This window comes from Pseudomonas sp. (assembly GCF_030690725.1).
In the GTDB taxonomy this organism is placed as follows: Bacteria; Pseudomonadota; Gammaproteobacteria; order Pseudomonadales; family Pseudomonadaceae; genus Aquipseudomonas.
The window spans coordinates 53,590-77,530 of record NZ_JAUYGD010000001.1; the positions used below are offsets into that span (position 1 = coordinate 53,590).

24 protein-coding genes are annotated in these 23,941 nt (G+C 60.5%); 11 read left to right on the forward strand and 13 right to left on the reverse strand.

Features of this window, described 5'->3' with window-relative positions; all coding sequences use genetic code 11:
* Positions 1-87: 87 nt before the first annotated feature.
* Positions 88-1,005: an oxygen-dependent coproporphyrinogen oxidase gene (gene hemF / locus Q8O69_RS00230; RefSeq protein ID WP_305588869.1), complete on the reverse strand. Its 918-nt coding sequence runs from the start codon at positions 1,003-1,005 to the stop codon at positions 88-90.
* A 182-nt stretch (positions 1,006-1,187) separates the two neighbouring features.
* On the opposite strand from hemF, the gene Q8O69_RS00235 reads away from it, so the two are divergent.
* Positions 1,188-2,165 carry an NADPH:quinone reductase gene (locus Q8O69_RS00235; RefSeq protein ID WP_305588870.1) on the forward strand — a complete coding sequence of 326 codons (978 nt, stop codon included), beginning with the start codon at positions 1,188-1,190 and terminating at the stop codon, positions 2,163-2,165.
* 81 nt (positions 2,166-2,246) lie between these two features.
* Here Q8O69_RS00235 and Q8O69_RS00240 read toward each other — a convergent pair whose 3' ends face one another.
* From Q8O69_RS00240 to Q8O69_RS00250, 3 genes are all read right to left on the reverse strand, one after another.
* Entirely contained in the window at positions 2,247-2,804 is a 558-nt protein-coding gene (locus Q8O69_RS00240) for an L-threonylcarbamoyladenylate synthase (RefSeq protein ID WP_275960008.1), read from the reverse strand.
* Positions 2,805-2,858: 54 nt separating this feature from the next.
* A complete protein-coding gene (dprA, locus tag Q8O69_RS00245) occupies positions 2,859-3,974 on the reverse strand; it encodes a DNA-processing protein DprA (protein WP_305588872.1) in 1,116 nt (371 codons plus the stop codon).
* 89 nt (positions 3,975-4,063) lie between these two features.
* Entirely contained in the window at positions 4,064-5,068 is a 1,005-nt protein-coding gene (locus Q8O69_RS00250; RefSeq protein ID WP_305588895.1) for a LysM peptidoglycan-binding domain-containing protein, read from the reverse strand.
* Positions 5,069-5,241: 173 nt separating this feature from the next.
* Here Q8O69_RS00250 and def point away from each other — a divergent pair, with 173 nt between their 5' ends.
* The 5 genes from def to Q8O69_RS00275 are packed head-to-tail and all read left to right on the forward strand — an operon-like array spanning position 5,242 to position 9,769.
* Positions 5,242-5,748, forward strand: a complete 507-nt coding sequence (gene def / locus Q8O69_RS00255) for a peptide deformylase (RefSeq protein WP_090378757.1) — start codon at positions 5,242-5,244, stop codon at positions 5,746-5,748.
* 53 nt (positions 5,749-5,801) lie between these two features.
* Entirely contained in the window at positions 5,802-6,746 is a 945-nt protein-coding gene (fmt, locus tag Q8O69_RS00260) for a methionyl-tRNA formyltransferase (RefSeq protein ID WP_305588874.1), read from the forward strand.
* Positions 6,743-8,056, forward strand: coding sequence for a 16S rRNA (cytosine(967)-C(5))-methyltransferase RsmB (gene rsmB / locus Q8O69_RS00265; protein ID WP_305588876.1), 1,314 nt, complete (start codon positions 6,743-6,745; stop codon positions 8,054-8,056). Before fmt ends, rsmB begins: the two co-directional genes overlap by 4 nt.
* Positions 8,057-8,068: 12 nt before the next feature.
* Entirely contained in the window at positions 8,069-9,442 is a 1,374-nt protein-coding gene (gene trkA, locus Q8O69_RS00270; protein ID WP_305588878.1) for a Trk system potassium transporter TrkA, read from the forward strand.
* A gap of 9 nt (positions 9,443-9,451) precedes the next feature.
* Entirely contained in the window at positions 9,452-9,769 is a 318-nt protein-coding gene (locus tag Q8O69_RS00275; protein ID WP_305588880.1) for a hypothetical protein, read from the forward strand.
* A gap of 18 nt (positions 9,770-9,787) precedes the next feature.
* Here the strand turns inward: Q8O69_RS00275 and Q8O69_RS00280 are convergent, their stop codons facing one another.
* The 3 genes from Q8O69_RS00280 to Q8O69_RS00290 all read right to left on the reverse strand — a co-directional run bounded on the left by Q8O69_RS00280 (position 9,788) and on the right by Q8O69_RS00290 (position 11,619).
* Entirely contained in the window at positions 9,788-10,060 is a 273-nt protein-coding gene (locus Q8O69_RS00280) for a PilZ domain-containing protein (RefSeq protein ID WP_275960014.1), read from the reverse strand.
* Between the two features lie 68 nt (positions 10,061-10,128).
* On the reverse strand, positions 10,129-11,016 hold the full coding sequence (locus tag Q8O69_RS00285) for a lysophospholipid acyltransferase (protein WP_305588882.1): 888 nt from the start codon (positions 11,014-11,016) through the stop codon (positions 10,129-10,131).
* Positions 11,017-11,061: 45 nt separating this feature from the next.
* On the reverse strand, positions 11,062-11,619 hold the full coding sequence (locus Q8O69_RS00290; RefSeq protein ID WP_305588883.1) for a DNA-3-methyladenine glycosylase I: 558 nt from the start codon (positions 11,617-11,619) through the stop codon (positions 11,062-11,064).
* Positions 11,620-11,685: 66 nt separating this feature from the next.
* On the opposite strand from Q8O69_RS00290, the gene glyQ reads away from it, so the two are divergent.
* The 4 genes from glyQ (at position 11,686) to Q8O69_RS00310 (ending at position 16,114) form a co-directional block, all read left to right on the forward strand.
* The gene (gene glyQ, locus Q8O69_RS00295; RefSeq protein ID WP_170050290.1) at positions 11,686-12,633 is read left to right on the forward strand and encodes a glycine--tRNA ligase subunit alpha; all 948 of its coding nucleotides are present in this window, start codon (positions 11,686-11,688) and stop codon (positions 12,631-12,633) included.
* The gene (gene glyS / locus Q8O69_RS00300; RefSeq protein WP_305588884.1) at positions 12,630-14,684 is read left to right on the forward strand and encodes a glycine--tRNA ligase subunit beta; all 2,055 of its coding nucleotides are present in this window, start codon (positions 12,630-12,632) and stop codon (positions 14,682-14,684) included. Before glyQ ends, glyS begins: the two co-directional genes overlap by 4 nt.
* Positions 14,685-14,774: 90 nt before the next feature.
* Positions 14,775-15,308 (forward strand): D-glycero-beta-D-manno-heptose 1,7-bisphosphate 7-phosphatase, encoded by a 534-nt coding sequence (gene gmhB / locus Q8O69_RS00305; protein WP_305588885.1) that lies wholly within the window; start codon positions 14,775-14,777, stop codon positions 15,306-15,308.
* Between the two features lie 32 nt (positions 15,309-15,340).
* Positions 15,341-16,114, forward strand: a complete 774-nt coding sequence (locus tag Q8O69_RS00310) for a 1-acyl-sn-glycerol-3-phosphate acyltransferase (protein WP_305588886.1) — start codon at positions 15,341-15,343, stop codon at positions 16,112-16,114.
* A gap of 266 nt (positions 16,115-16,380) precedes the next feature.
* Here the strand turns inward: Q8O69_RS00310 and Q8O69_RS00315 are convergent, their stop codons facing one another.
* The 6 genes from Q8O69_RS00315 to dnaA form a co-directional block, all read right to left on the reverse strand.
* Positions 16,381-16,668: a type II toxin-antitoxin system RelE/ParE family toxin gene (locus Q8O69_RS00315; RefSeq protein WP_305588887.1), complete on the reverse strand. Its 288-nt coding sequence runs from the start codon at positions 16,666-16,668 to the stop codon at positions 16,381-16,383.
* Positions 16,658-16,897, reverse strand: coding sequence for a type II toxin-antitoxin system RelB/DinJ family antitoxin (locus tag Q8O69_RS00320; RefSeq protein ID WP_305588888.1), 240 nt, complete (start codon positions 16,895-16,897; stop codon positions 16,658-16,660). The genes Q8O69_RS00315 and Q8O69_RS00320 overlap by 11 nt, the downstream gene beginning before the upstream one ends.
* A 256-nt stretch (positions 16,898-17,153) precedes the next feature.
* A complete protein-coding gene (gyrB, locus tag Q8O69_RS00325; RefSeq protein WP_305588889.1) occupies positions 17,154-19,571 on the reverse strand; it encodes a DNA topoisomerase (ATP-hydrolyzing) subunit B in 2,418 nt (805 codons plus the stop codon).
* 4 nt (positions 19,572-19,575) lie between these two features.
* On the reverse strand, positions 19,576-20,679 hold the full coding sequence (gene recF, locus Q8O69_RS00330) for a DNA replication/repair protein RecF (RefSeq protein ID WP_160086338.1): 1,104 nt from the start codon (positions 20,677-20,679) through the stop codon (positions 19,576-19,578).
* A gap of 7 nt (positions 20,680-20,686) precedes the next feature.
* A complete protein-coding gene (gene dnaN, locus Q8O69_RS00335; RefSeq protein WP_305588890.1) occupies positions 20,687-21,790 on the reverse strand; it encodes a DNA polymerase III subunit beta in 1,104 nt (367 codons plus the stop codon).
* A gap of 31 nt (positions 21,791-21,821) precedes the next feature.
* Entirely contained in the window at positions 21,822-23,291 is a 1,470-nt protein-coding gene (gene dnaA, locus Q8O69_RS00340) for a chromosomal replication initiator protein DnaA (protein WP_305588892.1), read from the reverse strand.
* A 523-nt stretch (positions 23,292-23,814) separates the two neighbouring features.
* Between dnaA and rpmH the strand changes: the two genes are divergently transcribed.
* On the forward strand, positions 23,815-23,941 hold a 127-nt coding region (gene rpmH / locus Q8O69_RS00345), incomplete at its 3' end, for a 50S ribosomal protein L34 (RefSeq protein ID WP_305588897.1).

Genomic DNA, 23,941 nt, shown 5'->3' on the forward strand with positions numbered 1-23,941 from the left:
ACATCCTTTCTGATTACAGAGTTCGTAGCCCAGATAAAATCCGGGAACGGTCGCTGGAACTCCCCGGATTTCATCCGGGCTACGCAATTACGCCTTAGCCGAGAGCCAATCACGGTCGGTCAGGAAATACTCGGTCAACCGCGCCTCTTCACTGCCCGGCTCCGGCTTCCAGTCGTAGCCCCAACGTACGTGCGGCGGCAGCGACATCAGGATCGATTCGGTACGCCCGCCGGACTGCAGGCCGAACAGCGTGCCACGGTCGAATACCAAGTTGAACTCGACGTAGCGACCGCGGCGGAAGGCCTGAAACTCACGCTCGCGCTCGCCATACGGGGTCAGCTTGCGGCGCTGCACGATGGGCAGATAGGCCGCGATATAGGCATCGCCGATAGCGCGCATAAAGGCGAAGCTGGTGTCGAAATCCCACTGATTGAGGTCATCGAAAAACAACCCACCAATGCCGCGCGGCTCGCCGCGGTGCTTGAGGTGGAAGTAGCGATCACACCACTCCTTGAACTTCGGGTAGACCTCGGCACCGAAGGGCGCGCAGGCGTCATGGGCGACCTGGTGCCAGTGCCGGCAGTCCTCTTCATTGCCGTAGTAGGGCGTCAGGTCGAAGCCGCCGCCGAACCACCACACAGGTTCTTCACCGGCTTTCTCGGCGCTGAAGAAGCGCACGTTGGCGTGGGAGGTCGGCACATAGGGGTTTTCCGGGTGGATCACCAGCGATACGCCGAGGGCCTCGAAACCACGCCCGGCCAGTTCCGGACGGTGTGCACTGGCCGACGGCGGCAGGCTGTCGCCGAACACATGGGAGAAGTTCACCCCGCCCTTTTCGATCAGCGCACCGTTCTCCATCACCCGCGTGCGCCCGCCACCGCCGGCTGGCCGCTGCCAGGCATCCTCGAAGAATTCGGCGCCGCCATCTTCGGCTTGCAGGGCAGTGCAGATACGGTCTTGCAGATCCAGCAGGTAGGCTTTGACGGCCTCAGTACGGTCACTCACGGCGGCACCTTGAAAACGGGTAAGGCCAGGCGGCACGTGGCCGCGGGGAAAAATGGGCGGCCAGCATAACACCAGCCACCCCACGGCCGCAGTTGACGGCGGTCAATGCAGACGATTGGATAACGGCACTTTTCTGCCCGTGCGGGCATCATCCAGGCATTCAATTGCGGAAGACTCTGAAAATGGCCATGCGCATCCAGTTCAACCATCACGGCGGCCCGGACGTTCTCGACTACAGCGACTACACTCCCGCTGCCCCAGGCCCCAATGAAGTGCGGGTGCAGAACCAGGCGATTGGCCTGAATTTTATCGACACCTATTTCCGCAGTGGCCTATATGCGCCGCCAGCGCTGCCGTCGAGCCTGGGCACCGAGGGTGCGGGCATCGTTGAGGCAGTGGGTACGGCGGTCAGCAGCTTTCGAGTGGGCGACCGCGTGGCCTATGCCACTGGGCCGCTGGGCGCTTACAGCGAACTGCATGTACTGCCGGCCGAGAAGTTGGTGAAATTGCCGGATGCGATCAGCTTCGAGCAGGCCGCCGCAGTGATGCTCAAGGGCCTGACGGTGCAGTACCTGCTGCGCCAAACGTTCCCTCTGCAGGGTGGCGAAACCATTCTGTTTCATGCCGCCGCTGGCGGGGTCGGCTCCTTCGCCTGCCAGTGGGCCAAGGCGCTTGGGGTCAAGCTGATCGGCACCGTCAGCTCCGCCGAAAAAGCCGCACGGGCCATGGAGCAGGGCGCCTGGGCGACCATCGACTACAGCCATGAAAACGTCGCCCAGCGCGTGCTGGAACTGACCGCTGGCAAGAAGTGCCCGGTGGTCTACGACGGCGTCGGCAAGGACACCTGGGAAACCTCGCTGGACTGCGTGGCGCCGCGCGGCCTGCTGGTCAGCTTCGGCAATGCGTCTGGCGCAGTCAGCGGGGTCAACCTGGGCGTCCTGGCGCAGAAGGGCTCGCTGTTCGTCACCCGCCCAACCCTGGCCGGCTACGCCGATACACCTTCCCGGCTGCAGGCGATGGCTGACGAACTGTTCGCCATGATCGCCAGCGGCCAACTGCAGGTGGAGATCAGCAACCGCTATGCGCTCAAGGATGCGCCGCTGGCACAAACCGCCCTGAGCGCACGGCAGACCACGGGCTCGAGCATTCTATTGCCTTGAAACCAGGTAGCCCGGATGTAATCCGGGGGGCGGTGTCGGGCCATCCCCGGATTGCATCCGGGCTACGTGATGAGGCGCAACCTACGACGCCCTGACCACATCGCCGCTAATCAAGTCACGGATCAGGCTGGGATTCTTGCGTCCGCCCAAGGCACCGCCAAGCACAGCATCCAGCTGGCCAGGGAAGTACTGCTCGACACGCAAACGGCTGCGCGCAGACGGGCGGCCAGCAGGATTGGCCGAAGTCGACACCAATGGGCCGGTCAGCCGGCACAGCGCCCGCACCTGCGGATGATCGCTAACGCGCAGGGCAACGCTGTCGTGCTGGCCGCTGATCCATTCGGGCAAGCGGTTCTGATGCGGCACCAGCCAGGTGTTGGGTCCGGGCCAGCTACCAGCCAGGCGTGCCAGCCAGATTTCCGGCAGGTCTTCGAGAAGAAAGTCGAACTGTTCGATATCGGCGGCCACCAGAATCAGCCCCTTGTGCACGGGACGATCCTTCAGCGCCAGCAAACGCTCCACCGCCTCGTCATGCCAGGGATCACAGCCCAGCCCCCATACCGCTTCGGTCGGATAGGCAATCACCCCACCATTGCGCACCACCCGTGCAGCCTGCTGTATCTGCCAGTTGCTGACCATTCACTGCTCTCCGCTAAACACTTGACGGGCAGTGTATCCAAGCCAAGACCCTGTTCAAGGTGCGCGGCCCACCCAGCGGCCATTTTCACAGGCAACGCGGCCGTCCAGTTCCAGCTCAGTCAGCGCCGCCAACACCTCGGCCAACGGCAAACCACTGGCGACCACCAGCGCCTCGCTGCTATGCGGCGCGGCATGCAATAGGGCCAGTAATGGGTGGCTGAGCGGCTCGGGCTTAAGCGAGCCACTTGCGGGTGGCTGCGCCTGCCAGCCACGCAGGGCCTGGAGAATATCCTCGATACTTTCCACCAGCGTCGCCCCTTCGCGAATCAACTGATGACAGCCACGGGCACCGGGATGGTGGATCGAACCTGGGATCGCATAGACCTCACGGCCCTGTTCGGCGGCCAGCCGCGCGGTGATCAGCGAACCGCTGGACGGACTGGCCTCCACCACCAGCACGCCAACTGATAGACCACTGATGATGCGATTACGCCGGGGGAAATTGCTCGCCTGCGGCGGACAATCCAGCGGTAGCTCGGAGACCAGCGCACCACCACGGGCGACGATATCCGCGGCGAGTTTCTTGTGCCGCGCCGGATACAAACACTGCAAGCCGGTACCAAGCACCGCCACCGTCTTGCCGCCGGCATCCAGTGCGCCCTGATGGGCCGCGCCATCGATACCCAAGGCCAAGCCGCTGGTAATCACAAAGCCGCCACCGGCCAGGCTGCGGGCAAAACTCTGCGCCGTATCCAGCCCCGGCCGCGATGCCCGCCGGCTGCCGACCATGGCCAGTTGCGGCTGCTCCAGCAAAGTCGGGTCACCTGCAACAAACAGCAACGGTGGTGCATCCACCAACTCGGCCAGCAACCCTGGATAAATCGCGTCATCCCACATCAACAAATGATGCGTATCGACGTCCAACCAGGCCAGACTCCGCGCCGCACGCTCACGCACCTCAGCGCTACGCCGAGCCTCACTGCACGCCTGCGGCAAGCCCAGGGAGCGCCAAGCGCTGGCCGGCGCGCTAATCGCGGCAGAAGCATTGTCGAAGGCACTGAGAAGTTTGCGAAAACGCCGAGGGCCCAACTCCGGCAAGCAATGCAGGCGCAGACGGGCTTCCAGTTCAGCTGGAGAAATAGCAGGGGAAATAGCAGAAGGTTGCGACATGCAGATCATCCTTGATCGGTCGCGCCGCACGGGCGGCAGGAAATGCAGACGGGAATAAAAAAGCCCCGCATTCGCGGGGCTTTTCGGTGTTACGGGTTACGCACTTTATCCATGATAGCCAGCGAGCGAGACGCTCCCAGCACTAGGCCATAGCTGAGCTTGTCGTAGGTGCGGAACACCATCAGCAGGCCCGAACGCTCGTCCGGAATCTTCACCGATTCGCCGGTTACTCGGTCGCGTACGGTTTCACCGGTCTTGTAGATCGCCAGCACGTTGCCTTCGCTCAGACCGTCACGGGCGCCCTTGTTGATGGTCACCACATCGAACTGACCAATCTGGGTCACGCCGCGCGGTACATCGAGGATCACACCGTTGATCTCACCGGCCGGCTCACTCGGCATAAAGGTCGAATTGATCGCACGTTCTTCAGTGGCAAACAGACGGTCGCCAAGGCGTACTTCCTGAGTCGAGCGGGTCAGGGCCATGGTGCCCACATCACCTTCCTCGGCCACGATCTCACCCGAGCCGATGTCGTCAGCGTTGATCCCAAGGAATTCCTTGGTCTCCGGGTCGGTATAGGTTTTGCCCTGACGGAAGATGCCGTACACCGGCGCCGCCTCATCAAAGCTGCCACGGGCATACACACGATCACCAGCGCCGCTGACGACACGCTCGGCGTTGCCGGCCACGATATAGGGCGCGCCCTGGAACTGCTCAGGGGTATCGACGATGCGGTTGCTCAGCAGGAAGCTGTTGATCGCCTCTAGTGGAATCGCCGGAATGGCTTCGGCCATCGGCGTGCTGCGTACCTGTGGCGACAGCTTGATGGTGCCGCGCGACTCGCCACGATTGAGCATCAGGCGTGGCTGACCATCGATATACACCAGGCTGAGTTGGTCGCCCGGATAGATCAGATGGGGGTTGGCCACCTGTGGATTGGCGTGCCAGATTTCTGGCCACTTCCACGGCTGGCTGAGAAATTTACCGGAGATATCCCAGAGGGTATCGCCCTTGACCACGGTATAACGGTCTGGGTGACCGTCCTTGAGTTGCACTTCGGCCTGGGCCAAGCCACTTGCCGCAAGCAGCAGCAGGGCGAGTAGTGATTACCTCATGCGGTGAATCCCTTTATTCTGTGTCTTCACGTGGAGCGCCCTAGCGCCGCGACAAAACCCAGTCGTGCTGCGGCGTGAAGCCGTTTTTCAATGCTGCTCATCATCTTAGCAGCGGATTTTGACTTTATTCCACAAGTGCATCACAAACGCATATGGCGATCCTGAATATCCTCGAATTTCCCGATCCGCGCCTGCGCACCATCGCCAAGCCGGTGGACGTAGTCGACGACGCCTTGCGTCAGCTGATCGATGACATGTTTGAAACCATGTACGACGCCCCGGGTATCGGTCTTGCGGCCACCCAGGTCAACGTGCACAAGCGTCTGGTGGTGATGGACCTGTCCGAAGACAAATCCGAGCCACGGGTGTTTATCAACCCCGAGTTCGAGCCGCTGACTGATGAAATGGATCAGTACCAGGAAGGCTGCCTCTCGGTGCCGGGCTTCTACGAAAACGTCGACCGCCCGCAGAAGGTCAAGATCAAGGCGCTGGACCGCGATGGTCAGCCCTATGAGTTGATCGCCGAAGGCCTCTTGGCCGTGTGCATCCAGCACGAATGCGACCACCTCAACGGCAAGCTGTTTGTCGATTACCTGTCTAATCTCAAACGCGACCGCATCAAGAAGAAGCTGGAAAAGCAACATCGCCAGCAGGCTTGAGCCACACCTTTCAAAGGCTTGCTACGGCAAGCCTTTTTCTTTAGCGAGCCCCCATGACTGAAGCACTGCGTATTGTCTTTGCCGGCACCCCGGAATTCGCCGCCGAACACCTCAAGGCCTTGCTCGACACGCCACACCAGATCATCGCCGTGTACAGCCAACCGGATCGCCCGGCTGGACGCGGGCAGAAACTCACGCCCAGCCCGGTCAAGCAGCTCGCCCTGCAGCACGATATCCCGGTGTACCAGCCGCAGACCCTGCGCGACCCCGTTGCCCAAGCCGAACTGGCAGCACTCAAGCCTGACCTGATGGTGGTGGTGGCCTACGGCCTGATCCTGCCGCAGGTGGTGCTGGATACCCCGCGTCTGGGCTGCATCAACAGTCACGCCTCGCTGCTACCGCGTTGGCGTGGTGCGGCGCCGATCCAGCGCGCGGTCGAAGCCGGTGATGCTGAGTCCGGCGTTACCGTGATGCAGATGGAAGCCGGCCTGGACACAGGGCCGATGCTGCTGAAAGTCAGCACGCCCATTTCTACCGAAGATACGGGTGGCAGCCTGCACGACCGCTTGGCCACACTCGGTCCACAGGCCGTGATCGCCGCCATCAGCGGCCTGGCCGCCGGCAATCTGGTTGGCGAAGTGCAGGACGACAGCCTGGCCACCTACGCGCACAAACTGAACAAGGATGAAGCGCGTCTGGACTGGAGCCGCCCGGCCATTGAACTGGAACGCCTGGTACGCGCCTTTCACCCCTGGCCGATCTGCCACAGCACGCTAAATGGCGAGGCCATCAAGATGCACGCCGCCGCACTGGGCGAAGGGCAAGGCAAACCCGGTAGCATTCTCGCCGCCGATAAATCCGGGCTGACTGTAGCCTGTGGCGCAGGAGCATTGCGTCTGACCCGCTTGCAGTTGCCCGGCGGCAAGGCGCTGAACTTCAGTGACCTGTACAACAGCCGCCGCGAGCAGTTCGCCACTGGCCTGGTGCTCGGGGAATGAACCCGCGTCTGGCCGCCGCCCGCGCCCTGGCCGTGGTGCTCAATGGCAAAGCCTCCCTGGGCAGCAGCCTGCCGCCGTTGTTGGATAAGGTCGAGCAGCGCGACCGGGGCCTAGCCCAAGATCTGGCCTTTGGCACCGCGCGCTGGCAGCCACGCCTGGCCCTGATTGCCGAAAAGCTGCTGCAGAAACCCTTCAAAGCCGCCGACCGTGATGTCGAGGCGCTGCTGCTGATCGGCCTCTATCAGCTGTTCTACACACGCATTCCGGCCCACGCCGCCATTGGCGAAACCGTGGCCTGCGTCGACAAACTGAAAAAACCCTCGCTCAAGGGCCTGCTCAATGCCGTGTTGCGCAATGCCCAGCGCGAGCATGAGGCGCTGCTGGCCGAGCTGGATCGCGATCCGGTGCTGCATACCGCCCACCCGCGCTGGCTGCAGAAGGCCCTGAAAGCCCAGTGGCCGCAGCAATGGGAAGCCATCTGCGCCGCCAACAACGCCCACCCACCGCTGATTCTGCGGGTCAACCGCCGCCTCGGCAGCCGTGGTGACTACCTGGCCGAACTGCGCCGCGTAGGCTTTGAAGCGGAGCCCTGCAGCTTTAGCAGTGACGGCATTCGCCTGCTGCAGGCATGCGATGTCACCACCCTGCCGGGTTTTGCCGAAGGCCGCGTCAGCGTGCAGGACGAAGCGGCGCAGCTGGCGGCCGAACTGCTCGACCTAGCGCCCGACCAACGCGTGCTGGACGCCTGCGCCGCGCCAGGCGGTAAAACCTGTCATCTGCTGGAAGCCGAGCCCTCACTGGCCGGCGTTGTGGCGGTGGACCTGGAAGAAAAACGCCTGGTGCGCGTACGCGAGAACCTCAAACGTCTGGGCCTGGAGGCCGAGCTGATCGCCGCCGATGGCCGTGACCTGGCCGCCTGGTGGGACGGCAAGCCGTTCCAGCGCATCCTGCTCGATGCGCCCTGCTCGGCCACCGGGGTGATCCGCCGTCACCCGGATATCAAACTGACCCGCCAGGCCGATGATATTCCCGCGCTGGCCAAGCTGCAGGGCGAGCTGCTGGATAGCCTGTGGCAGACCCTGGAGGTCGGCGGCATCCTGCTTTACGCCACCTGTTCGGTGATGCCGGCGGAGAACAGCGAGAATATTGCTGCCTTCCTGGCGCGCACTCCGGGTGCTCGCGAGCTGGATATCGCCGGGGCGTTCGGTATCAAGCCGGCCCACGGACGACAGTTATTCCCACAAGTCGACGGCCACGACGGCTTCTACTATGCCAAGCTGATGAAAATCGCTGCCGCCCCGCGCGGCTGAGGAACAGACTGCATGAAGATCATCATTCTCGGTGCAGGCCAGGTTGGCGGCACCCTGGCGGAACACCTGGCCAGCGAAGCCAACGACATCACCGTGGTCGACACCGACGGCGACCGCCTGCGTGACCTCGGCGACCGCCTGGATATCCGCACCGTACAAGGTCGTGGCTCATTCCCCACGGTGCTGCGTCAGGCCGGCGCGGACGATGCCGATATGCTGGTGGCGGTGACCAACAGCGATGAAATCAACATGATCGCCTGCCAGGTGGCCTACAGCCTGTTCCACACCCCGACCAAGATTGCCCGGGTGCGTGAAGCGGCTTACCTGACCCGCAGCGGCCTGTTCAGCAACGAATCGATCCCGGTCGACGTGCTAATCAGCCCCGAGCAGGTGGTGACCAACTACATCAAGCGCCTGATCGAATACCCCGGTGCCCTGCAGGTGATCGACTTCGCCGAAGGCAAGGCCCAGCTGGTGGCGGTCAAGGCTTACTACGGCGGCCCACTGGTCGGGCAGCAGCTGCGTCAGCTGCGCGAGCACATGCCGAATGTCGACACCCGGGTGGCGGCGATCTTCCGCCGCAACCGGGCGATCATGCCGCAAGGCGACACAGTGATCGAAGCCGATGACGAAGTGTTCTTTATTGCCGCAAAGGCGCATATCCGCGCGGTGATGAGCGAAATGCGCCGCATGGAAGACAGCTACAAGAAGGTAGTGATCGCCGGTGGCGGGCATATCGGCGAGCGCCTGGCCGAAGCCATCGAAAGCCGCTACCAGGTGAAGATCATCGAGATGAACCCGGCGCGCTGCCGTTATCTCTCGGAAACCCTGGACAGCACCATTGTGCTGCAGGGCAGCGCCTCGGACCGCGACCTGCTGGTGGAAGAGAACATCAGCGACGCCGACATCTTCCTGGCCCTGACCAACGACGACGAGGCCAATATCATGTCGTCCTTGCTGGCCAAGCGCCTCGGCGCGCGCAAGGTGATGACCATCATCAACAACCCGGCCTACGTCGACCTGGTGCAGGGCGGCGAAATCGATATCGCCATCAGCCCGCAGCTGGCCACCATCGGCACCCTGCTGACCCACGTGCGCCGTGGCGATATCGAAAGCGTGCACAGCCTGCGCCGCGGTGCCGCCGAGGCCATCGAAGCGATTGCCCATGGTGACGCCAAATCGAGCAAGGTGGTCGGCCGCGCTATCGCCGATATTGACCTGCCGCCGGGCACTACCATCGGCGCGATCATTCGCAACGAAGAGGTGTTGATCGCCCATGACAACACGGTGATCGAGACGGGCGACCATGTGATCCTGTTTCTGGTGGATAAAAAGTACATCCGCGATGCCGAGCGCCTTTTCCAGGTCGGCCTGACCTTCTTTTAGGAATCGACCATGAGCACCGAAGCCCTGGAGAAAATGCTGGCCAAGGGTATGGACAATGCCCTGCTGCGTTTCGGCCTGGGCAAGGGCTATCTGGATGCGGCGGAGTTCGCCAGGGCGGCTGAGCATTTGCAGCGCTGCGTTGAGTTCGATGGGCAGTATTCAGCGGCCTGGAAGCTGCTCGGCCAGGCGCTAAACAAGCAGGGGCTGCACGATGAGGCGCGGATGGCCTGGACGCAGGGCTTGCGGGCGGCAGAAGAGAAGGGTGACAAGCAGGCGGGCAAGGAAATCAGCGTGTTTCTCAAGCGCCTGGATAAGCCGGCTCGGTAACTCAGGAAATAGCCTGGGCTACTCCTCGGTTTGCACAAAGCGCAGGCCAACGCCCAGCGCCTCGACGCGTACCACTTCGAGCGTGAGAATCGGCGCTTCCATCGGTAAACCCTGAACCTGACCCTGCACCTGCTCGCCCATGCTGAGCATATTCTGCGCCTGGTCCATCAGCACATAGACGCCGCATTCGGAAATATCCCGAGTGGTGACCAGCAGCTCGCCGTGCACCGGATGGTCGATACGCAGGCGTACCTTGAGGGGTGTGCGGACATTCTTTCGACTATTGCTCATGCGCCGTCCGTCAGAGTGAGTTTCCCCAGCCTAGTCGAGAGCAGGCTCAGCCTGCAACTCGGACCCCATCAATACCACTTGGCCTCGCCGGCAGGACGCTTCTTGAAGCGCTTCATGCTCCACATGTACTGGCTCGGGTAGGTGCGTACATAACCCTCGATAACCTTGCTCATCGCCGCCACGGCGGTGGCCGTATCGGTGCTGTACATGTCTTCCGGCGCCGCCTCGAGGATGACCTTGAAACCCGAACCATCCGGCAGACGCAGCGCATGCAGAAACACCCCACAGGCTTTGCCGCCACTCAACATGCCGGCAACAAACTTGCTGGTCAGCGCCTCGGTGCCGAGAAAGGGCACGAATACCCCGGAAGACAGGCTTGGCTCGGGATCAGCCGGAATGCCCACCGCACCGCCTTTGCGCACTTCCTTGATGACGCTGAGGATGCCTTCCTTGGTCGACGGCGCAACGCGGTTGCCCAGCTGCACACGCTGCTGGCGCAGCAGATCGTCGACCGCTTTGAGCTTCGGCGGACGGTAGAAGATGATCGGTTTGCACTGCGCGCAGTAGAAGTGGTTAAGCACTTCCCAGTTGCCCAGGTGGCTGGTGATGCCGACCACGCCCTTGCCGCTGGCCAGAGCGGCCTTGAGCACATCCAGACCCTCGACTTCACGCACCAGGCCGATGGATTTCTGCGCCGGCCAGATCCAGGCACAGGCGCTTTCGGTCAAGGTTCTGCCGATATCCATCAGCGATTGGCCCAACAGACGCTGGTGTGCGGCTTCATCCAGTTCGGGAAAGCATTTGCGCAGGTTGATGCTGGCAACTTCGCGTGAGCCGTTCGGCACCTTCCACATCAACCAGCCAATTGCCGCGCCCACAGCCTGCACCGCGCGCCACGGCAGCAAGGCAAACAAACGCAGAAAGCCCACCACCAGGGCACCTTTGAGCTTTTCCACAGGCAACTCCAGCCGATCAAAAGGCGCTTATTGTAACCACCCGAGCTAGCGAGTGGTCAGTTGCGCGTAGCGGTCACAATCAACGGTGTGATCCATGACCATGCCGGTGGCCTGCATATAGGCATAGCAGATGGTCGGGCCGACAAAGGTAAAGCCGGCCTTTTTCAGTGCCTTGCTCATCGCCTCGGCCTCGGCGGTTACCGCCGGCACCTGGCCGCGTTCGCTGAAGTGGTTGATCTTCGGCGCGCCGCCAACAAAGGACCAGAGCAGCGTCACCGGGTCTTCCAGCTTGAGCCAGGCCTGGGCGTTTTTGCGCACGGCCTTGAGCTTGAGGCGGTTGCGGATGATGCCAGGGTCCTGCATCAGGGTTTCTTCGATGTACTCGTCGGTAAGTTCCGCCAGGCGCTGCACATCGAAGCCGAACAGCACCTCGCGGTAGCGCTCGCGCTTCTTCAGCACGGTGATCCACGACAGGCCAGCCTGAAAGGCTTCGAGCAGCAGCAACTCGAACAACACCTGGGGGTCGCGTTGCGGCACGCCCCATTCTTCGTCGTGGTAAGCCTGGTACAACGGGTCGTCAGAGCACCAAGAGCAGCGTGGCATGCGGGTTTTCCTGAGCTTCGGTATACTCGCGGACTTTCTGAAGCCGCCAAAGTACGGGTGAAATTTGTGAGCCAGACTACGCCTGCCGTGCGCACCTTCCAAGACTTGATCCTCGCCCTGCAACAGTACTGGGCCGAGCAGGGCTGTGTGGTGTTGCAGCCCTACGATATGGAAGTTGGCGCGGGCACCTTCCACACCGCCACGTTTCTCCGTGCCATCGGTCCTGAGACCTGGAACGCCGCCTACGTGCAGCCTTCCCGTCGTCCGGCTGACGGCCGCTACGGCGAAAACCCCAACCGCCTGCAGCACTACTACCAGTTCCAGGTGGTACTCAAGCCGAACCCGGAAAACTTCCAGGAGCTGTACTTAGGCTCGCTGAAAGCCATCGGCATCGACCCGCTGGTGCACGACATTCGTTTTGTCGAAGACAACTGGGAATCGCCGACCCTCGGTGCCTGGGGTCTGGGCTGGGAAATCTGGCTGAACGGTATGGAAGTCACCCAGTTCACCTACTTCCAGCAAGTCGGCGGCATCGAGTGCTACCCGGTGACCGGTGAGATCACCTACGGTCTTGAGCGCCTGGCCATGTACCTGCAGGGCGTCGATTCCGTGTACGACCTGGTGTGGACCGACGGCCAGTTCGGCAAGGTCACCTATGGCGATGTGTTCCACCAGAACGAAGTGGAACAGTCCACCTACAACTTCGAACACGCCAACGTCGAGAAACTCTTCGAGCTGTTCGACTTCTACGAAAGCGAAGCCAACCGACTGATCGAGCTGGAGCTGCCACTACCAACCTACGAGATGGTGCTCAAGGCTTCGCACACCTTCAACCTGCTGGATGCGCGCCGGGCCATCTCGGTGACCGCGCGTCAGCAATACATCCTGCGCGTGCGTGCTCTGGCCCGCTCGGTGGCGCAGAGCTACCTGCAAGCGCGGCGCAAACTCGGCTTCCCGCTCGCCGCTCCCGACCTGCGTGATGAAGTACTAGCCAAGCTGGAGGCAGCAGAATGAGTGCGCGTGATTTCCTGGTAGAACTGGGCACCGAAGAGCTGCCACCGAAAGCCTTGAACACCCTCGGTGAGGCCTTCCTCGCCGGTATCGAAAAAGGCCTGAAAAGCGCCGGCCTGAACTATGGCCACGTGCGCTATTACGCTGCGCCACGCCGTCTGGCCGTGCTGATCGAGCAGCTCGAAGAGCAGCAAGCCGATCGCACCCAGAACCTCGACGGCCCGCCCGTACAGGCGGCGTTCGACAAGGACGGCAACCCGACTCAAGCGGCGCTGGGCTTCGCCAAGAAGTGCGGCGTTGAGCTGAGCCAGATCGACCAGAGCGGTCCCAAGCTCAAGTTCAGCCAGAGCATTCCGGGTCAGGCTGCTGCAGGCCTACTGCCCGCTATCGTCGAAACCTCGCTAAACGAACTGCCGATTCCCAAGCGCATGCGCTGGGGCGCACGTAAAACTGAATTCGTCCGCCCAAGCCAGTGGTTGGTGATGCTGTTCGGTGACGAGGTGATCGACTGCGAAATCCTCGCCCAGCAAGCCGGCCGGGTTTCCCGTGGCCATCGCTTCCACGCCAACCACGAGGTGCGCATCAGCGCGCCGGCCAACTACGCCGAAGACCTGCGCAGCGCCTATGTGATTGCCGATTTCGCCGAGCGCCGCGCGCAGATCGCCGCCCGCGTCGACCAGCTTGCCGCCGAGCAGCAGGGCACCGCCATCGTGCCGCCGGCGTTGCTGGATGAAGTCAGCGCCCTGGTCGAATGGCCGGTGCCGCTGGTCTGTTCCTTCGAGGAACACTTCCTCGAAGTGCCGCAGGAAGCGCTGATCACCACCATGCAGGACAACCAGAAATACTTCTGCCTGCTGGACGCCAACGGCAAGCTGCTACCGCGCTTTATCACCGTGGCCAACGTCGAGAGCAAAGACCCGGCGCAGATCATTTCCGGCAATGAGAAGGTGGTGCGTCCGCGCCTGACCGACGCCGAGTTCTTCTTCAAGCAGGATAAGAAGCAGAAGCTGGAAAGCTTCAACCAGCGCCTGGCCAACGTGGTGTTCCAGGCCCAGCTCGGCTCGGTCTACGACAAAGCCCAGCGTGTCTCGGCCCTGGCTGGTTTTATCGCCCAGCGCATCGGTGGCGACGCCACTCGCGCGGCGCGTGCCGGCATCCTCTGCAAGTGCGACCTGGCCAGCGAGATGGTCGGCGAGTTCCCGGAAATGCAGGGCATCGCCGGTTACTACTACGCCAAACACGATGGCGAAGCCGAAGACGTCGCCTTGGCGCTGAACGAGCAGTACATGCCGCGCGGCGCCGGCGCTGAGCTGCCGAGCACCCTCACCGGTGCTGCCGTGGCTCTGGCCGACAAGCTGGATACCCTGGTCGGCATCTTCGGCATCGGCATGCTGCCCACCGGCAGCAAGGACCCCTACGCCCTACGTCGTGCGGCGCTGGGCGTGCTGCGCATCCTGATCGAGAAGCAGCTGGATCTGGACCTGGTTGAAGCCGTCGGTTTCGCCATCGGCCAGTTCGGCGACAAGATCAAGGCCGATGGCCTGGCTCCCCAGGTGCAGGACTTTATCTTCGACCGTCTGCGCGCCCGTTATGAGGACGAAGGCGTCGAAGTGGCCGTGTACCAGGCCGTGCGTGCAGTTAGCCCGACTTCGCCGCTGGACTTCGATCAGCGCGTGCAGGCCGTGCAAGCCTTCCGTGCATTGCCACAGGCGGCCGCGCTGGCTGCAGCGAACAAGCGCGTGTCCAACCTGCTGAGCAAGGCCGAAGGCCAAGTCGCGACGAGCGTCGAAGCGCATCATTTCGACAACCCCAGCGAGTTCGCCCTCAACGCCGCCATCCAGCAGGCCGAGCATGCGGTGCAGCCGTTGGCCGCAGCGCGTCAGTACAACCTGGCGCTGAGCCAGCTGGCCAACCTGCGCGAGCCGGTGGACGCCTTCTTCGAGGCCGTACTGGTCAACGCCGAAGACCCTGCCGTGCGCGCCAACCGCTACGCGCTGCTGGCCAAGCTGCGCGGCCTGTTCCTCGGCGTGGCTGATATCTCGGTACTCGGCTAACGCCTGCCGCGAGTCCGGTGGGCTGTGCGCAGCCCATCATCACCTTTCCCGGCTGGCGGCCATCACCGCCAGCCGGTTACGGATTACCGCATGAAACTGCTGATTCTCGACCGCGACGGCGTAATCAATTACGACTCCGACGCCTATATCAAAAACCTCGACGAGTGGATTCCGCTGCCCGGTGCCATTGAAGCCATCGCGCGCCTGTCGCAGGCCGGCTGGACGGTCGGCGTGGCCACCAATCAGTCCGGGGTCGCCCGCGGCTATTACGACCTGGCCACGCTGGAAGCTATGCACGCGCGCCTGCGTCAACTGGTGGCGGCGCAGGGCGGCGAGCTGGGCCTGATCGTGCACTGCATCCATGGCCCGGATGAGGGCTGCGCCTGCCGCAAACCGAAACCCGGCATGCTCGAGCAGATTGCTGCGTACTATGGCGTAGCACTTAAGGGCGTGTGGTTTGTCGGAGACAGCAGCGGTGACCTGACAGCGGCCGGCGCCGTCGATTGTCAGCCTGTTTTGGTAAAGACCGGCAAGGGCGAACGCACCCTGGCGAAAGGATTGCCAGCGGGCACCCTGGTATTCGATGATCTGGCGGCGGTTGCCGATCAGCTTCTCCACTTATAAAGCAGGCGCTGCCTGCGACGGTAAAAGCTCCCATGTCGACAGTGCAGACCCTCAGAACCTTCCTCTTCTACCTGCTGCTGGCTTCCACCTCCTTCTTCTGGTGCACCCTCAGCGTCTTCGTCGCGCCCTTTCTGCCGTTTCGTGCACGCTACCGCTTTGTCGTGCAGAACTGGTGCCGCTGCGCCACCTGGCTGGCCAAGGTGGTGGTCGGCATCAACTACGAGATCAAGGGCCTGGAGAATATTCCCGATAAGCCCTGCGTGATCCTCGCCAAACACCAGAGCACCTGGGAAACCTTCTTCCTCTGCGGCTACTTCGAGCCGCTAAGCCAAGTGGTCAAACGCGAGCTGCTGTATGTGCCGTTCTTCGGCTGGGCCATGGCCATGCTCAAGCCCATCGCGATTGACCGCAGCAACCCCAAGGCAGCGCTCAAGCAGCTGGCCAAGCTGGGCCACAAACGCCTGGGGCAGGGCGCCTGGGTGCTGGTATTCCCGGAAGGCACGCGTATTCCACCGGGGCAGATCGGCAAGTTCAGCCGCGGCGGCGCGTCCTTGGCAGTGAATGCCAACCTGCCAGTGCTGCCGATTGCCCACAATGCCGGCGAGTTCTGGCCCAAGCAGGGCTGGCGTAAAACCCCCGGCACCGTGCAGGTGATTATCGGCCCACCGATGTACGCCGAAGGCACAGGCCCGCGCGCCATCGCCGAACTCAACGACCGCGCCTTTGCCTGGGTCAGCCAGGCGCAACGCGATATCGGCTCACTGGATGCGCAAAGCCAGCCGCTGGAAACCCAGGAGCCAGCCTAGGCCAATTGTGGATAACCTGTGCGCGAAATACCGGCAGAGTGCCATTAAGCCTTTCAAGACAATGATTCATAAGCAGTTTTTATCAAGGTCTGGCTAACCGTGTTTCGTGCATAAGTTTTCCAGCGCAATCTCAAGCCGGCCTTAGTGCCGGCTTTTTTATCGATCAAATCTGCTTACCTGCGAATGTAATTTCGCACCGCCTAATGATGTTCCATGTGGAACATCGGCAGACAATTAGTCTTTATCTGATGCACTTTCGCGGGTGCTTATTTGAGGCGTTCCGTCGCCTTGCGATAGACCTGTTCACGCTCACGGCGATCAACGGTTACCACAAACACCACAACCTCATGGTCAATGACCTGGTATACCAAGCGATAGCCGCTGCTGCGCAGTTTGATCTTGTAGCAGTCCGGCAGCGAATGGAGACGGTTGGCTTCAATTCGTGGATTCAGCAATATCTCAGCGAGCTTTTTCTTGAGTTGCTGGCGAACGGTATCACCCAGTTTTTGCCATTCCTTCAGCGCCCGCGCATCAAACTCAAGGCTATAGGTCATCCAGCGTAACCTTCACGCGCTGGGGAGTAGCCAAACGTTCGCGAACCGTGGCGATTAACGCTTCATCTTCTTCTGTCATCAGAACTGGACGAAATGGCAGCTTCCCGCGCTCGGCCACATACTGCAAGGCTTGGCGCATCAGCTCAGAAGGGGTAACACCAAGCTTTTCCAACTCTCGGTAAGCCCGATCCTTCAACTCGTCGTCAATGCGGATATTGATGGAGGCCATGGCGGTTAGTACCTGTAAAGACATTTGTCATTACAATGACAGGATCGACTATTTCTGACAACCAGAATCGGCTGCGCGGCGGCTGAATACAAGAACCAAAAATCTGCTTACGCAAGAATTTTGCATAGTTTTAAACCACTTTTAATAACATCCAGGCGAGAAAAAGCCCCTGTTGACTAGCATCAGCAGGGGCTTCCATTTTCACGCTACCGGCCAACTCTGGCCAAAGGACAAATAACTTTGTCCGTTTTAAAAATCAGAAATCCAGGTTGGACACTGCCAAGGCGTTGGTCTCGATAAAGTCACGACGCGGTTCAACGGCATCACCCATCAGGGTGTTGAAGATCTGATCGGCAGCGATCGCGTCTTCGATCCGCACCTTGAGCATGCGGCGCACTTCCGGGTCCATGGTGGTTTCCCAGAGCTGGTCCGGGTTCATTTCGCCAAGACCCTTATAGCGCTGAATGCTGTGGCGTTTGGTGCTTTCGGCCATCAGCCAGGCCAGTGCATCCTTGAAGGTGCTGACGTGCTTCTTGCGCTCACCGCGCTGCACAAAGGCACCTTCTTCAAGCAGGCTGTTGAGCTGATCGCCCAGGGTGGTAACAGTCTTGTAGTCGTTACTGGCGAAGAAGTCGCGGTTGAAGATGATGTAGCTGGAAACCCCATGGGAAACCAGTTCTACCTGCGGCAGCCAGAGGTGACGCTCCTGGTCTTCGTGAAGGCTGGTCTTGTAGATCAGACCAGACTTCTCCATCCCCTTGAGGCGCGCATCGAGCAGACCCAGCCATTGCTCCATGGCTGCCTTGTCCGCCAGCTGCTCGGTTTCCACACGCGGGATGTAGACGAAGTGCTCGGTGAGCTCCAGCGGGTACAGACGCGACAAACGGTTGAGGGTCTTCATCACCAGGCGGTAATCGTTGACCAGGCGCTCCAGCGCCTCACCAGACAAGCCTGGCGCGCTTTCGTTGACGTGTAGGCTGGCATCTTCCAGGGCCGACTGGGTCATGTATTCATCCATGGCCTCGTCGTCCTTGATGTACTGCTCCTGCTTGCCCTTCTTGACCTTGTACAGCGGCGGCTGAGCGATGTAGATGTAGCCACGCTCAACCAGCTCCGGCAACTGACGGAAGAAGAAGGTCAGCAGCAGAGTACGGATGTGCGAACCGTCGACGTCGGCGTCGGTCATGATGATGATGTTGTGGTAGCGCAGCTTGTCGATGTTGTACTCATCGCGGCCGATACCACAGCCCAGGGCGGTGATCAGGGTGCCGACTTCCTGGGAGGAAATCATCTTGTCGAAACGCGCTTTCTCGACGTTGAGGATCTTGCCTTTCAACGGCAGGATCGCCTGGGTCTTGCGGTTACGGCCCTGCTTAGCAGAACCGCCCGCGGAGTCCCCTTCCACGATATAGAGTTCGGAAAGGGCAGGGTCTTTCTCCTGGCAGTCGGCCAGTTTGCCCGGCAGCCCGGCGATATCCAGCGCGCCTTTACGGCGGGTCATTTCACGAGCTTTACGCGCCGCTTCACGGGCACGCGCGGCGTCGATCATCTTGCCGACTACGGCCTTGGCTTCGTTGGGGTTTTCCAGCAGGAAGTCGGAGAAGTACTTACCCATTTCCTGCTCGACCGCAGTTTTCACTTCGCTGGAAACCAGCTTGTCTTTGGTCTGCGAGCTGAACTTCGGATCCGGTACTTTTACCGAAATAATCGCAGTCAGGCCTTCACGAGCATCGTCACCGGTGGTGGCGATCTTGTGCTTCTTGGCCAGACCTTCCTGCTCGATATAGGTATTCAGGTTACGCGTCAGCGCCGAACGGAAGCCGGCCAGGTGGGTACCGCCGTCGCGCTGGGGAATGTTGTTGGTGAAGCACAACAGGTTCTCGTTGAAGCTGTCGTTCCACTGCAGGGCGACTTCTACGCCGACACCGTCTTCACGCTGTACGGTGAAGTGGAACACCTGGTTGACCGGGGTTTTGTTGTGGTTGAGGTATTCAACGAAGGCACGCAGACCGCCTTCGTACTTGAACAGCTCTTCCTTGCCGCTGCGTTCATCCTTGAGCAGGATGCCCACGCCGGAGTTGAGGAACGACAGTTCGCGCAGACGCTTGGCCAGAATGTCCCAACTGAAATGGATATTGGCGAAGGTGTCTTCGGACGGCTTGAAGTGGATCTGCGTACCGGTGACATCGCTGTCGCCAACCGCTGCAATCGGTGCCTGAGGCACGCCGTGGATGTACGTCTGCTCCCAGATCTTGCCGCTACGGCGGATAGTCAGGATCAGTTCCTTGGACAGGGCGTTAACCACGGAAACGCCTACACCGTGCAGACCACCGGAAACCTTATAGCTGTTGTCATCGAACTTACCGCCTGCGTGCAGGACGGTCATGATCACTTCCGCAGCGGAAACGCCTTCTTCCTTGTGCATATCGACCGGAATACCACGGCCGTTATCGCGCACGCTGATCGACTCATCCGGGTGGATGGTGATGGTGATTTCGCTGCAATGCCCAGCCAACGCCTCGTCAATCGAGTTGTCGACCACCTCGAACACCATGTGGTGCAGACCGCTGCCATCGTCGGTATCGCCGATGTACATGCCAGGCCGCTTGCGTACGGCATCCAGGCCCTTGAGGACCTTAATGTTATTGGAGTCGTACGTTTGGTTTTCGCTCATGCCTTCACTCCCGGTGGTCGTGGGTCTGGGTAATGCCACCATGTTCCACGTGGAACATGGCAACTGGCGTATCCGTGCGCCAGCCTTCCCTCAACAATTCATGGTCTACACAGGTGATAAACACCTGGCAGTGCAAGTCTTCCAACAATCGGCACAATGCACGGCGGTGCTGTTCATCCAGTTCTGACGGCAGGTCATCCACCAGATAGATGCATTGGCCGTGCTTGGCCTGATTGACTAAATGGCCCTGCGCAATGCGCAGGGCACATACAACTAATTTTTGCTGGCCGCGCGAGAGTATCTCGGCAGCATTGTGTGCCCCTAAACGCAGCCTTAAATCGGCGCGCTGCGGACCTGCCTGGGTGTGACCCAGTTGCTGATCGCGGGCGAGGGTAGAGGCAAGCACTGTATTGAGCTCGCGCTCTTTATCCCAACCGCGGTAGTAACTGAGCGTCAAACCTTGCAGCTCAACCAGCTCATTCAGGGTGCGTTCGAAAACCGGTTTCAGGGCCTGGATGTAGGCACGCCGATAACCGTCTATTTCGTCGCTGGCCAGGCACAACTCTCGGTCCCAGGCCGCCTGCGAAGCGGCGTCAAGTGTACCATGCCGCAGCCATGAGTTTCGCTGACGCAGGGCCTTCTGCAGGCGCTGCCAGGCCGGCAGAAAACGAGGTTCCACGTGGAACACTCCCCAATCGAGAAACTGCCTACGAATCTTCGGCGCACCTTCAAGTAGACGGAAGCTGTCCGGATTGATCAGTTGCAGCGGTAAGGTCTCAGCCAGTTGTGCAGCGCTGCGCGCATTCTGCCCATCGATACGAATCTGAAATTCACCCTGACGATCCCGCGAAATGCCCAGATTGCTTTGCCGGCCATCAGACATCTGCACCTGACCGAAAATCGTGCAGGCAAGTTGATCGTATTGAATGACCGGAAGCAGGCGAGTGCTGCGAAAGGAGCGAGCCAGACCCAGCAGATGAATGGCTTCGAGCAGGCTGGTTTTGCCGCTGCCATTGTCGCCGGAAAGGATGTTGATACGCGGGGAGGGGGAGAGGGTCACCGGGTGCAGATTACGCACCGCGGTGACGGTAAAGCGAGTAAGGGACATTCAGCGGTTACAGACGCATCGGCATAACGACATAGGAAGAGTCGTCGTTGTCTGCTTCCTGTACCAAGGCACTGCTGTTGGCATCGGAGAGAATCAGGCGCACCTGGTCGGTGGTCATCACGCTCAGCACGTCGAGCAGGTAGCTGACGTTGAAACCGATTTCCAATGCACTGCCGTTATAGTCCACGGCGATCTCTTCTTCGGCTTCTTCCTGCTCAGGGTTGTTGGCCTGAATTTTCAGCAAGCCAGATTCCAGTTGCAGGCGAATGCCGCGGTACTTTTCGTTGGACAGAATCGCGGTACGGCTGAACGCTTCACGCAGCCCCTGACGATCTGCAACCACCAGCTTGTCACCACCACGCGGCAGCACACGCTCGTAGTCCGGGAACTTGCCGTCGACCAGTTTCGAGGTGAAGGTGAACTCGCCGGTGGTGGCGCGGATATGGTGCTGACCGAGAACGATGCTGACGCTGCCGTCCTGTTCGGTGAGCAGACGCGCCAGTTCGAGAATACCCTTGCGCGGCACGATGACCTGGTGACGCTCAACCTGCTCGATGGCAGCGTCCATGGAACACATGGCCAGACGGTGACCGTCGGTGGCCACGGCGCGGAGGATACCGGTCTGCACTTCCAGCAGCATGCCATTGAGGTAATAACGCACGTCCTGCTGCGCCATGGCAAAGCTGGTGCGTTCGATCAGGCGGCGCAGCCGGCTTTGCACCAGGCTGAAGGTCAGCGAGCCTGGACCTTCTTCAACAGTGGGGAAATCATTGGCGGGCAGGGTGGACAGGCTGAAGCGGCTGCGGCCGGCTTTGACCAGCAGCTTCTGCTCGTCGATACGGATATCGATCAGGGCGTCAGCCGGCAGACTTTTGCAGATGTCCATCAGCTTACGCGCCGGCACGGTGATCTCACCGGACTCCGCTGGCTCTTCCAGGGTGACGCGGCCAACCAGCTCGACTTCCAGGTCGGTGCCGGTCAAAGACAGCTGCTGGCCTTCGACCACCAGCAGCACGTTAGAGAGAACCGGCAAGGTCTGACGGCGTTCCACGACGCCGGCGACCAGTTGCAGAGGTTTCAACAAGGCTTCGCGTTGAATGGTGAAATGCATGGTCTAGTCCCTTGCCTAGTGGAGTTGCGTATTAGGTTGTAAGCGTACGCAGCAAATTCTTATAGTCCTCGCGGATGTCCGCGTCGGATTCCTTAAGTTCAGCAATCTTACGGCATGCATGCAATACCGTTGTGTGATCGCGGCCGCCGAAGGCATCACCAATTTCCGGCAGGCTGTGGTTGGTCAGCTCTTTCGACAAAGCCATGGCCACCTGACGCGGGCGCGCGACTGAACGCGAACGGCGCTTGGACAGCAGATCAGAAATCTTGATCTTGTAGTACTCGGCGACCGTGCGCTGGATATTGTCGATGCTGACCAGCTTGTCCTGTAGGGCCAACAGGTCCTTGAGCGACTCGCGGATCAACTCGATGGTAATGTCCCGGCCCATGAAGTGCGAGTGGGCGATAACGCGTTTCAATGCACCTTCCAGCTCACGTACGTTGGAGCGGATGCGCTGGGCAATAAAGAACGCAGCATCGTGCGGCAGGTCGACTTTGGCCTGATCGGCCTTCTTCATCAGAATTGCCACGCGGGTTTCCAGTTCAGGTGGCTCGACGGCAACCGTCAGGCCCCAACCGAAACGCGACTTAAGACGTTCTTCCAGGCCTTCGATTTCTTTCGGGTAGCGGTCACTGGTGAGAATCACCTGCTGACCACCTTCGAGCAAGGCGTTGAAGGTGTGGAAAAACTCTTCCTGGGAACGCTCTTTCTTGGCGAAGAATTGAATGTCATCGATCAGCAGTGCGTCCACCGAACGGTAGAAGCGCTTGAACTCGTTGATTGCGTTCAGCTGCAAGGCCTTGACCATGTCCGCGACGAAACGCTCGGAATGCAGATACACCACCTTGGCATTCGGATTCTTCGCCAGCAGATGGTTACCCACTGCATGCATCAAGTGAGTCTTACCCAAGCCCACGCCGCCATAAAGGAACAGCGGGTTGTAACCGTGCTTGGGGTTGTCCGCTACCTGCCAGGCCGCTGCGCGGGCCAGCTGGTTGGATTTACCTTCGACGAAGTTATCAAAGGTAAACGTACGATTCAGGTAACTGGTGTGTTTGAGCCCGCCTTCAACCTGTACCGAACGCTCAGTACGCGCCGGTGCCTGCTGGCTGGCCGCACCGGCCATCGGGTCAAAGCTGGCGCGCGAGGGTTCTGCCTGCGCGGCAGCGGTTGTTGCTGTGGTGACTGCCGCAGGTGCTGGCGTGCTCGGCGCAGCGAACGGGGTACTGACAGCTGCCGCGCGCGGTGCCGAGCTGCGTTTGCTACCTATTAATAAGGAGAGCGCAGGAACCAGACCGTTAGTCCGTTCGCTGAGTAACTCAAGCAAACGGCTGAGGTACTTTTCATTGACCCAGTCGAGGACAAAACGGTTCGGCGCATAAACGCGAAGCTCGTCGCCTTCGGCTTCGACCTGCAGTGGACGGATCCAGGTGTTGAATTGCTGAGCAGGCAGCTCATCGCGCAGAAGCTCGACGCACTGCTGCCAAAGTTCCACAGACACGGATATCCCCTAAATCGCAAGGCGCGAGGCAAAAAACAGCCGTCATTGTAGCCGCCGAGGCTTGAGTTATCCACATGTAAGCTTGCTTATGCGCAAGGAAAATCAACGTGTTATTAGCGTTGTAGGCTTATAACGCAAGGTCGGAGAAAGGCTGTGGATAACCGCCCATAAGCTCGCTGGATAACCCGGGGTGAAACCCGGTGGAAAACCCTGCTGTGGGTAAAATGGCATTCCATCCTCAGCTTGTGGACGGCTTCCACACAGTTGCAGCACGCCTTTTCGACAGACTTACCCTTGGCTGAACAGCTCTAAGCCGTTGGCCTTCAAGCACTTATGCACAGATCGATGGCCAGCTAATAGCTACTAACATTACTAAACATCTTTAAATATTCTCTTCTTTATATTTCTTTATGCAGGAAAAGCCTGGTTGGAAATTGACCTGACCCTCGGGTTTCTCTAGAATTGCCGGTCTCTTAAAACGGGGGCCATTCCGGCCCGTAGTCGACCACCCAGGTACCGCACCATGAAACGTACTTTCCAACCCAGCACTATCAAACGCGCTCGCACCCACGGTTTCCGTGCTCGTATGGCCACCAAGAACGGCCGTGCTGTCCTGTCGCGTCGCCGCGCCAAGGGCCGTAAGCGTCTCG

Bases quoted from the DNA above. Each gene is read 5' to 3' on its own strand.
- Q8O69_RS00275 (WP_305588880.1), top strand. From the start codon at position 9,452: ATGAGCACCGAAGCCCTGGAGAAAATGCTGGCCAAGGGTATGGACAAT.
- rsmB (WP_305588876.1), top strand. From the start codon at position 6,743: ATGAACCCGCGTCTGGCCGCCGCCCGCGCCCTGGCCGTGGTGCTCAAT.
- recF (WP_160086338.1), bottom strand. From the start codon at position 20,679: ATGTCCCTTACTCGCTTTACCGTCACCGCGGTGCGTAATCTGCACCCG.
- def (WP_090378757.1), top strand. From the start codon at position 5,242: ATGGCGATCCTGAATATCCTCGAATTTCCCGATCCGCGCCTGCGCACC.
- gmhB (WP_305588885.1), top strand. From the start codon at position 14,775: ATGAAACTGCTGATTCTCGACCGCGACGGCGTAATCAATTACGACTCC.
- Q8O69_RS00240 (WP_275960008.1), bottom strand. From the start codon at position 2,804: ATGGTCAGCAACTGGCAGATACAGCAGGCTGCACGGGTGGTGCGCAAT.
- Q8O69_RS00290 (WP_305588883.1), bottom strand. From the start codon at position 11,619: ATGCCACGCTGCTCTTGGTGCTCTGACGACCCGTTGTACCAGGCTTAC.
- dnaN (WP_305588890.1), bottom strand. From the start codon at position 21,790: ATGCATTTCACCATTCAACGCGAAGCCTTGTTGAAACCTCTGCAACTG.
- Q8O69_RS00320 (WP_305588888.1), bottom strand. From the start codon at position 16,897: ATGGCCTCCATCAATATCCGCATTGACGACGAGTTGAAGGATCGGGCT.
- glyS (WP_305588884.1), top strand. From the start codon at position 12,630: ATGAGTGCGCGTGATTTCCTGGTAGAACTGGGCACCGAAGAGCTGCCA.
- gyrB (WP_305588889.1), bottom strand. From the start codon at position 19,571: ATGAGCGAAAACCAAACGTACGACTCCAATAACATTAAGGTCCTCAAG.
- Q8O69_RS00315 (WP_305588887.1), bottom strand. From the start codon at position 16,668: ATGACCTATAGCCTTGAGTTTGATGCGCGGGCGCTGAAGGAATGGCAA.
- fmt (WP_305588874.1), top strand. From the start codon at position 5,802: ATGACTGAAGCACTGCGTATTGTCTTTGCCGGCACCCCGGAATTCGCC.
- Q8O69_RS00235 (WP_305588870.1), top strand. From the start codon at position 1,188: ATGGCCATGCGCATCCAGTTCAACCATCACGGCGGCCCGGACGTTCTC.
- dprA (WP_305588872.1), bottom strand. From the start codon at position 3,974: ATGTCGCAACCTTCTGCTATTTCCCCTGCTATTTCTCCAGCTGAACTG.
- Q8O69_RS00280 (WP_275960014.1), bottom strand. From the start codon at position 10,060: ATGAGCAATAGTCGAAAGAATGTCCGCACACCCCTCAAGGTACGCCTG.
- Q8O69_RS00310 (WP_305588886.1), top strand. From the start codon at position 15,341: ATGTCGACAGTGCAGACCCTCAGAACCTTCCTCTTCTACCTGCTGCTG.
- trkA (WP_305588878.1), top strand. From the start codon at position 8,069: ATGAAGATCATCATTCTCGGTGCAGGCCAGGTTGGCGGCACCCTGGCG.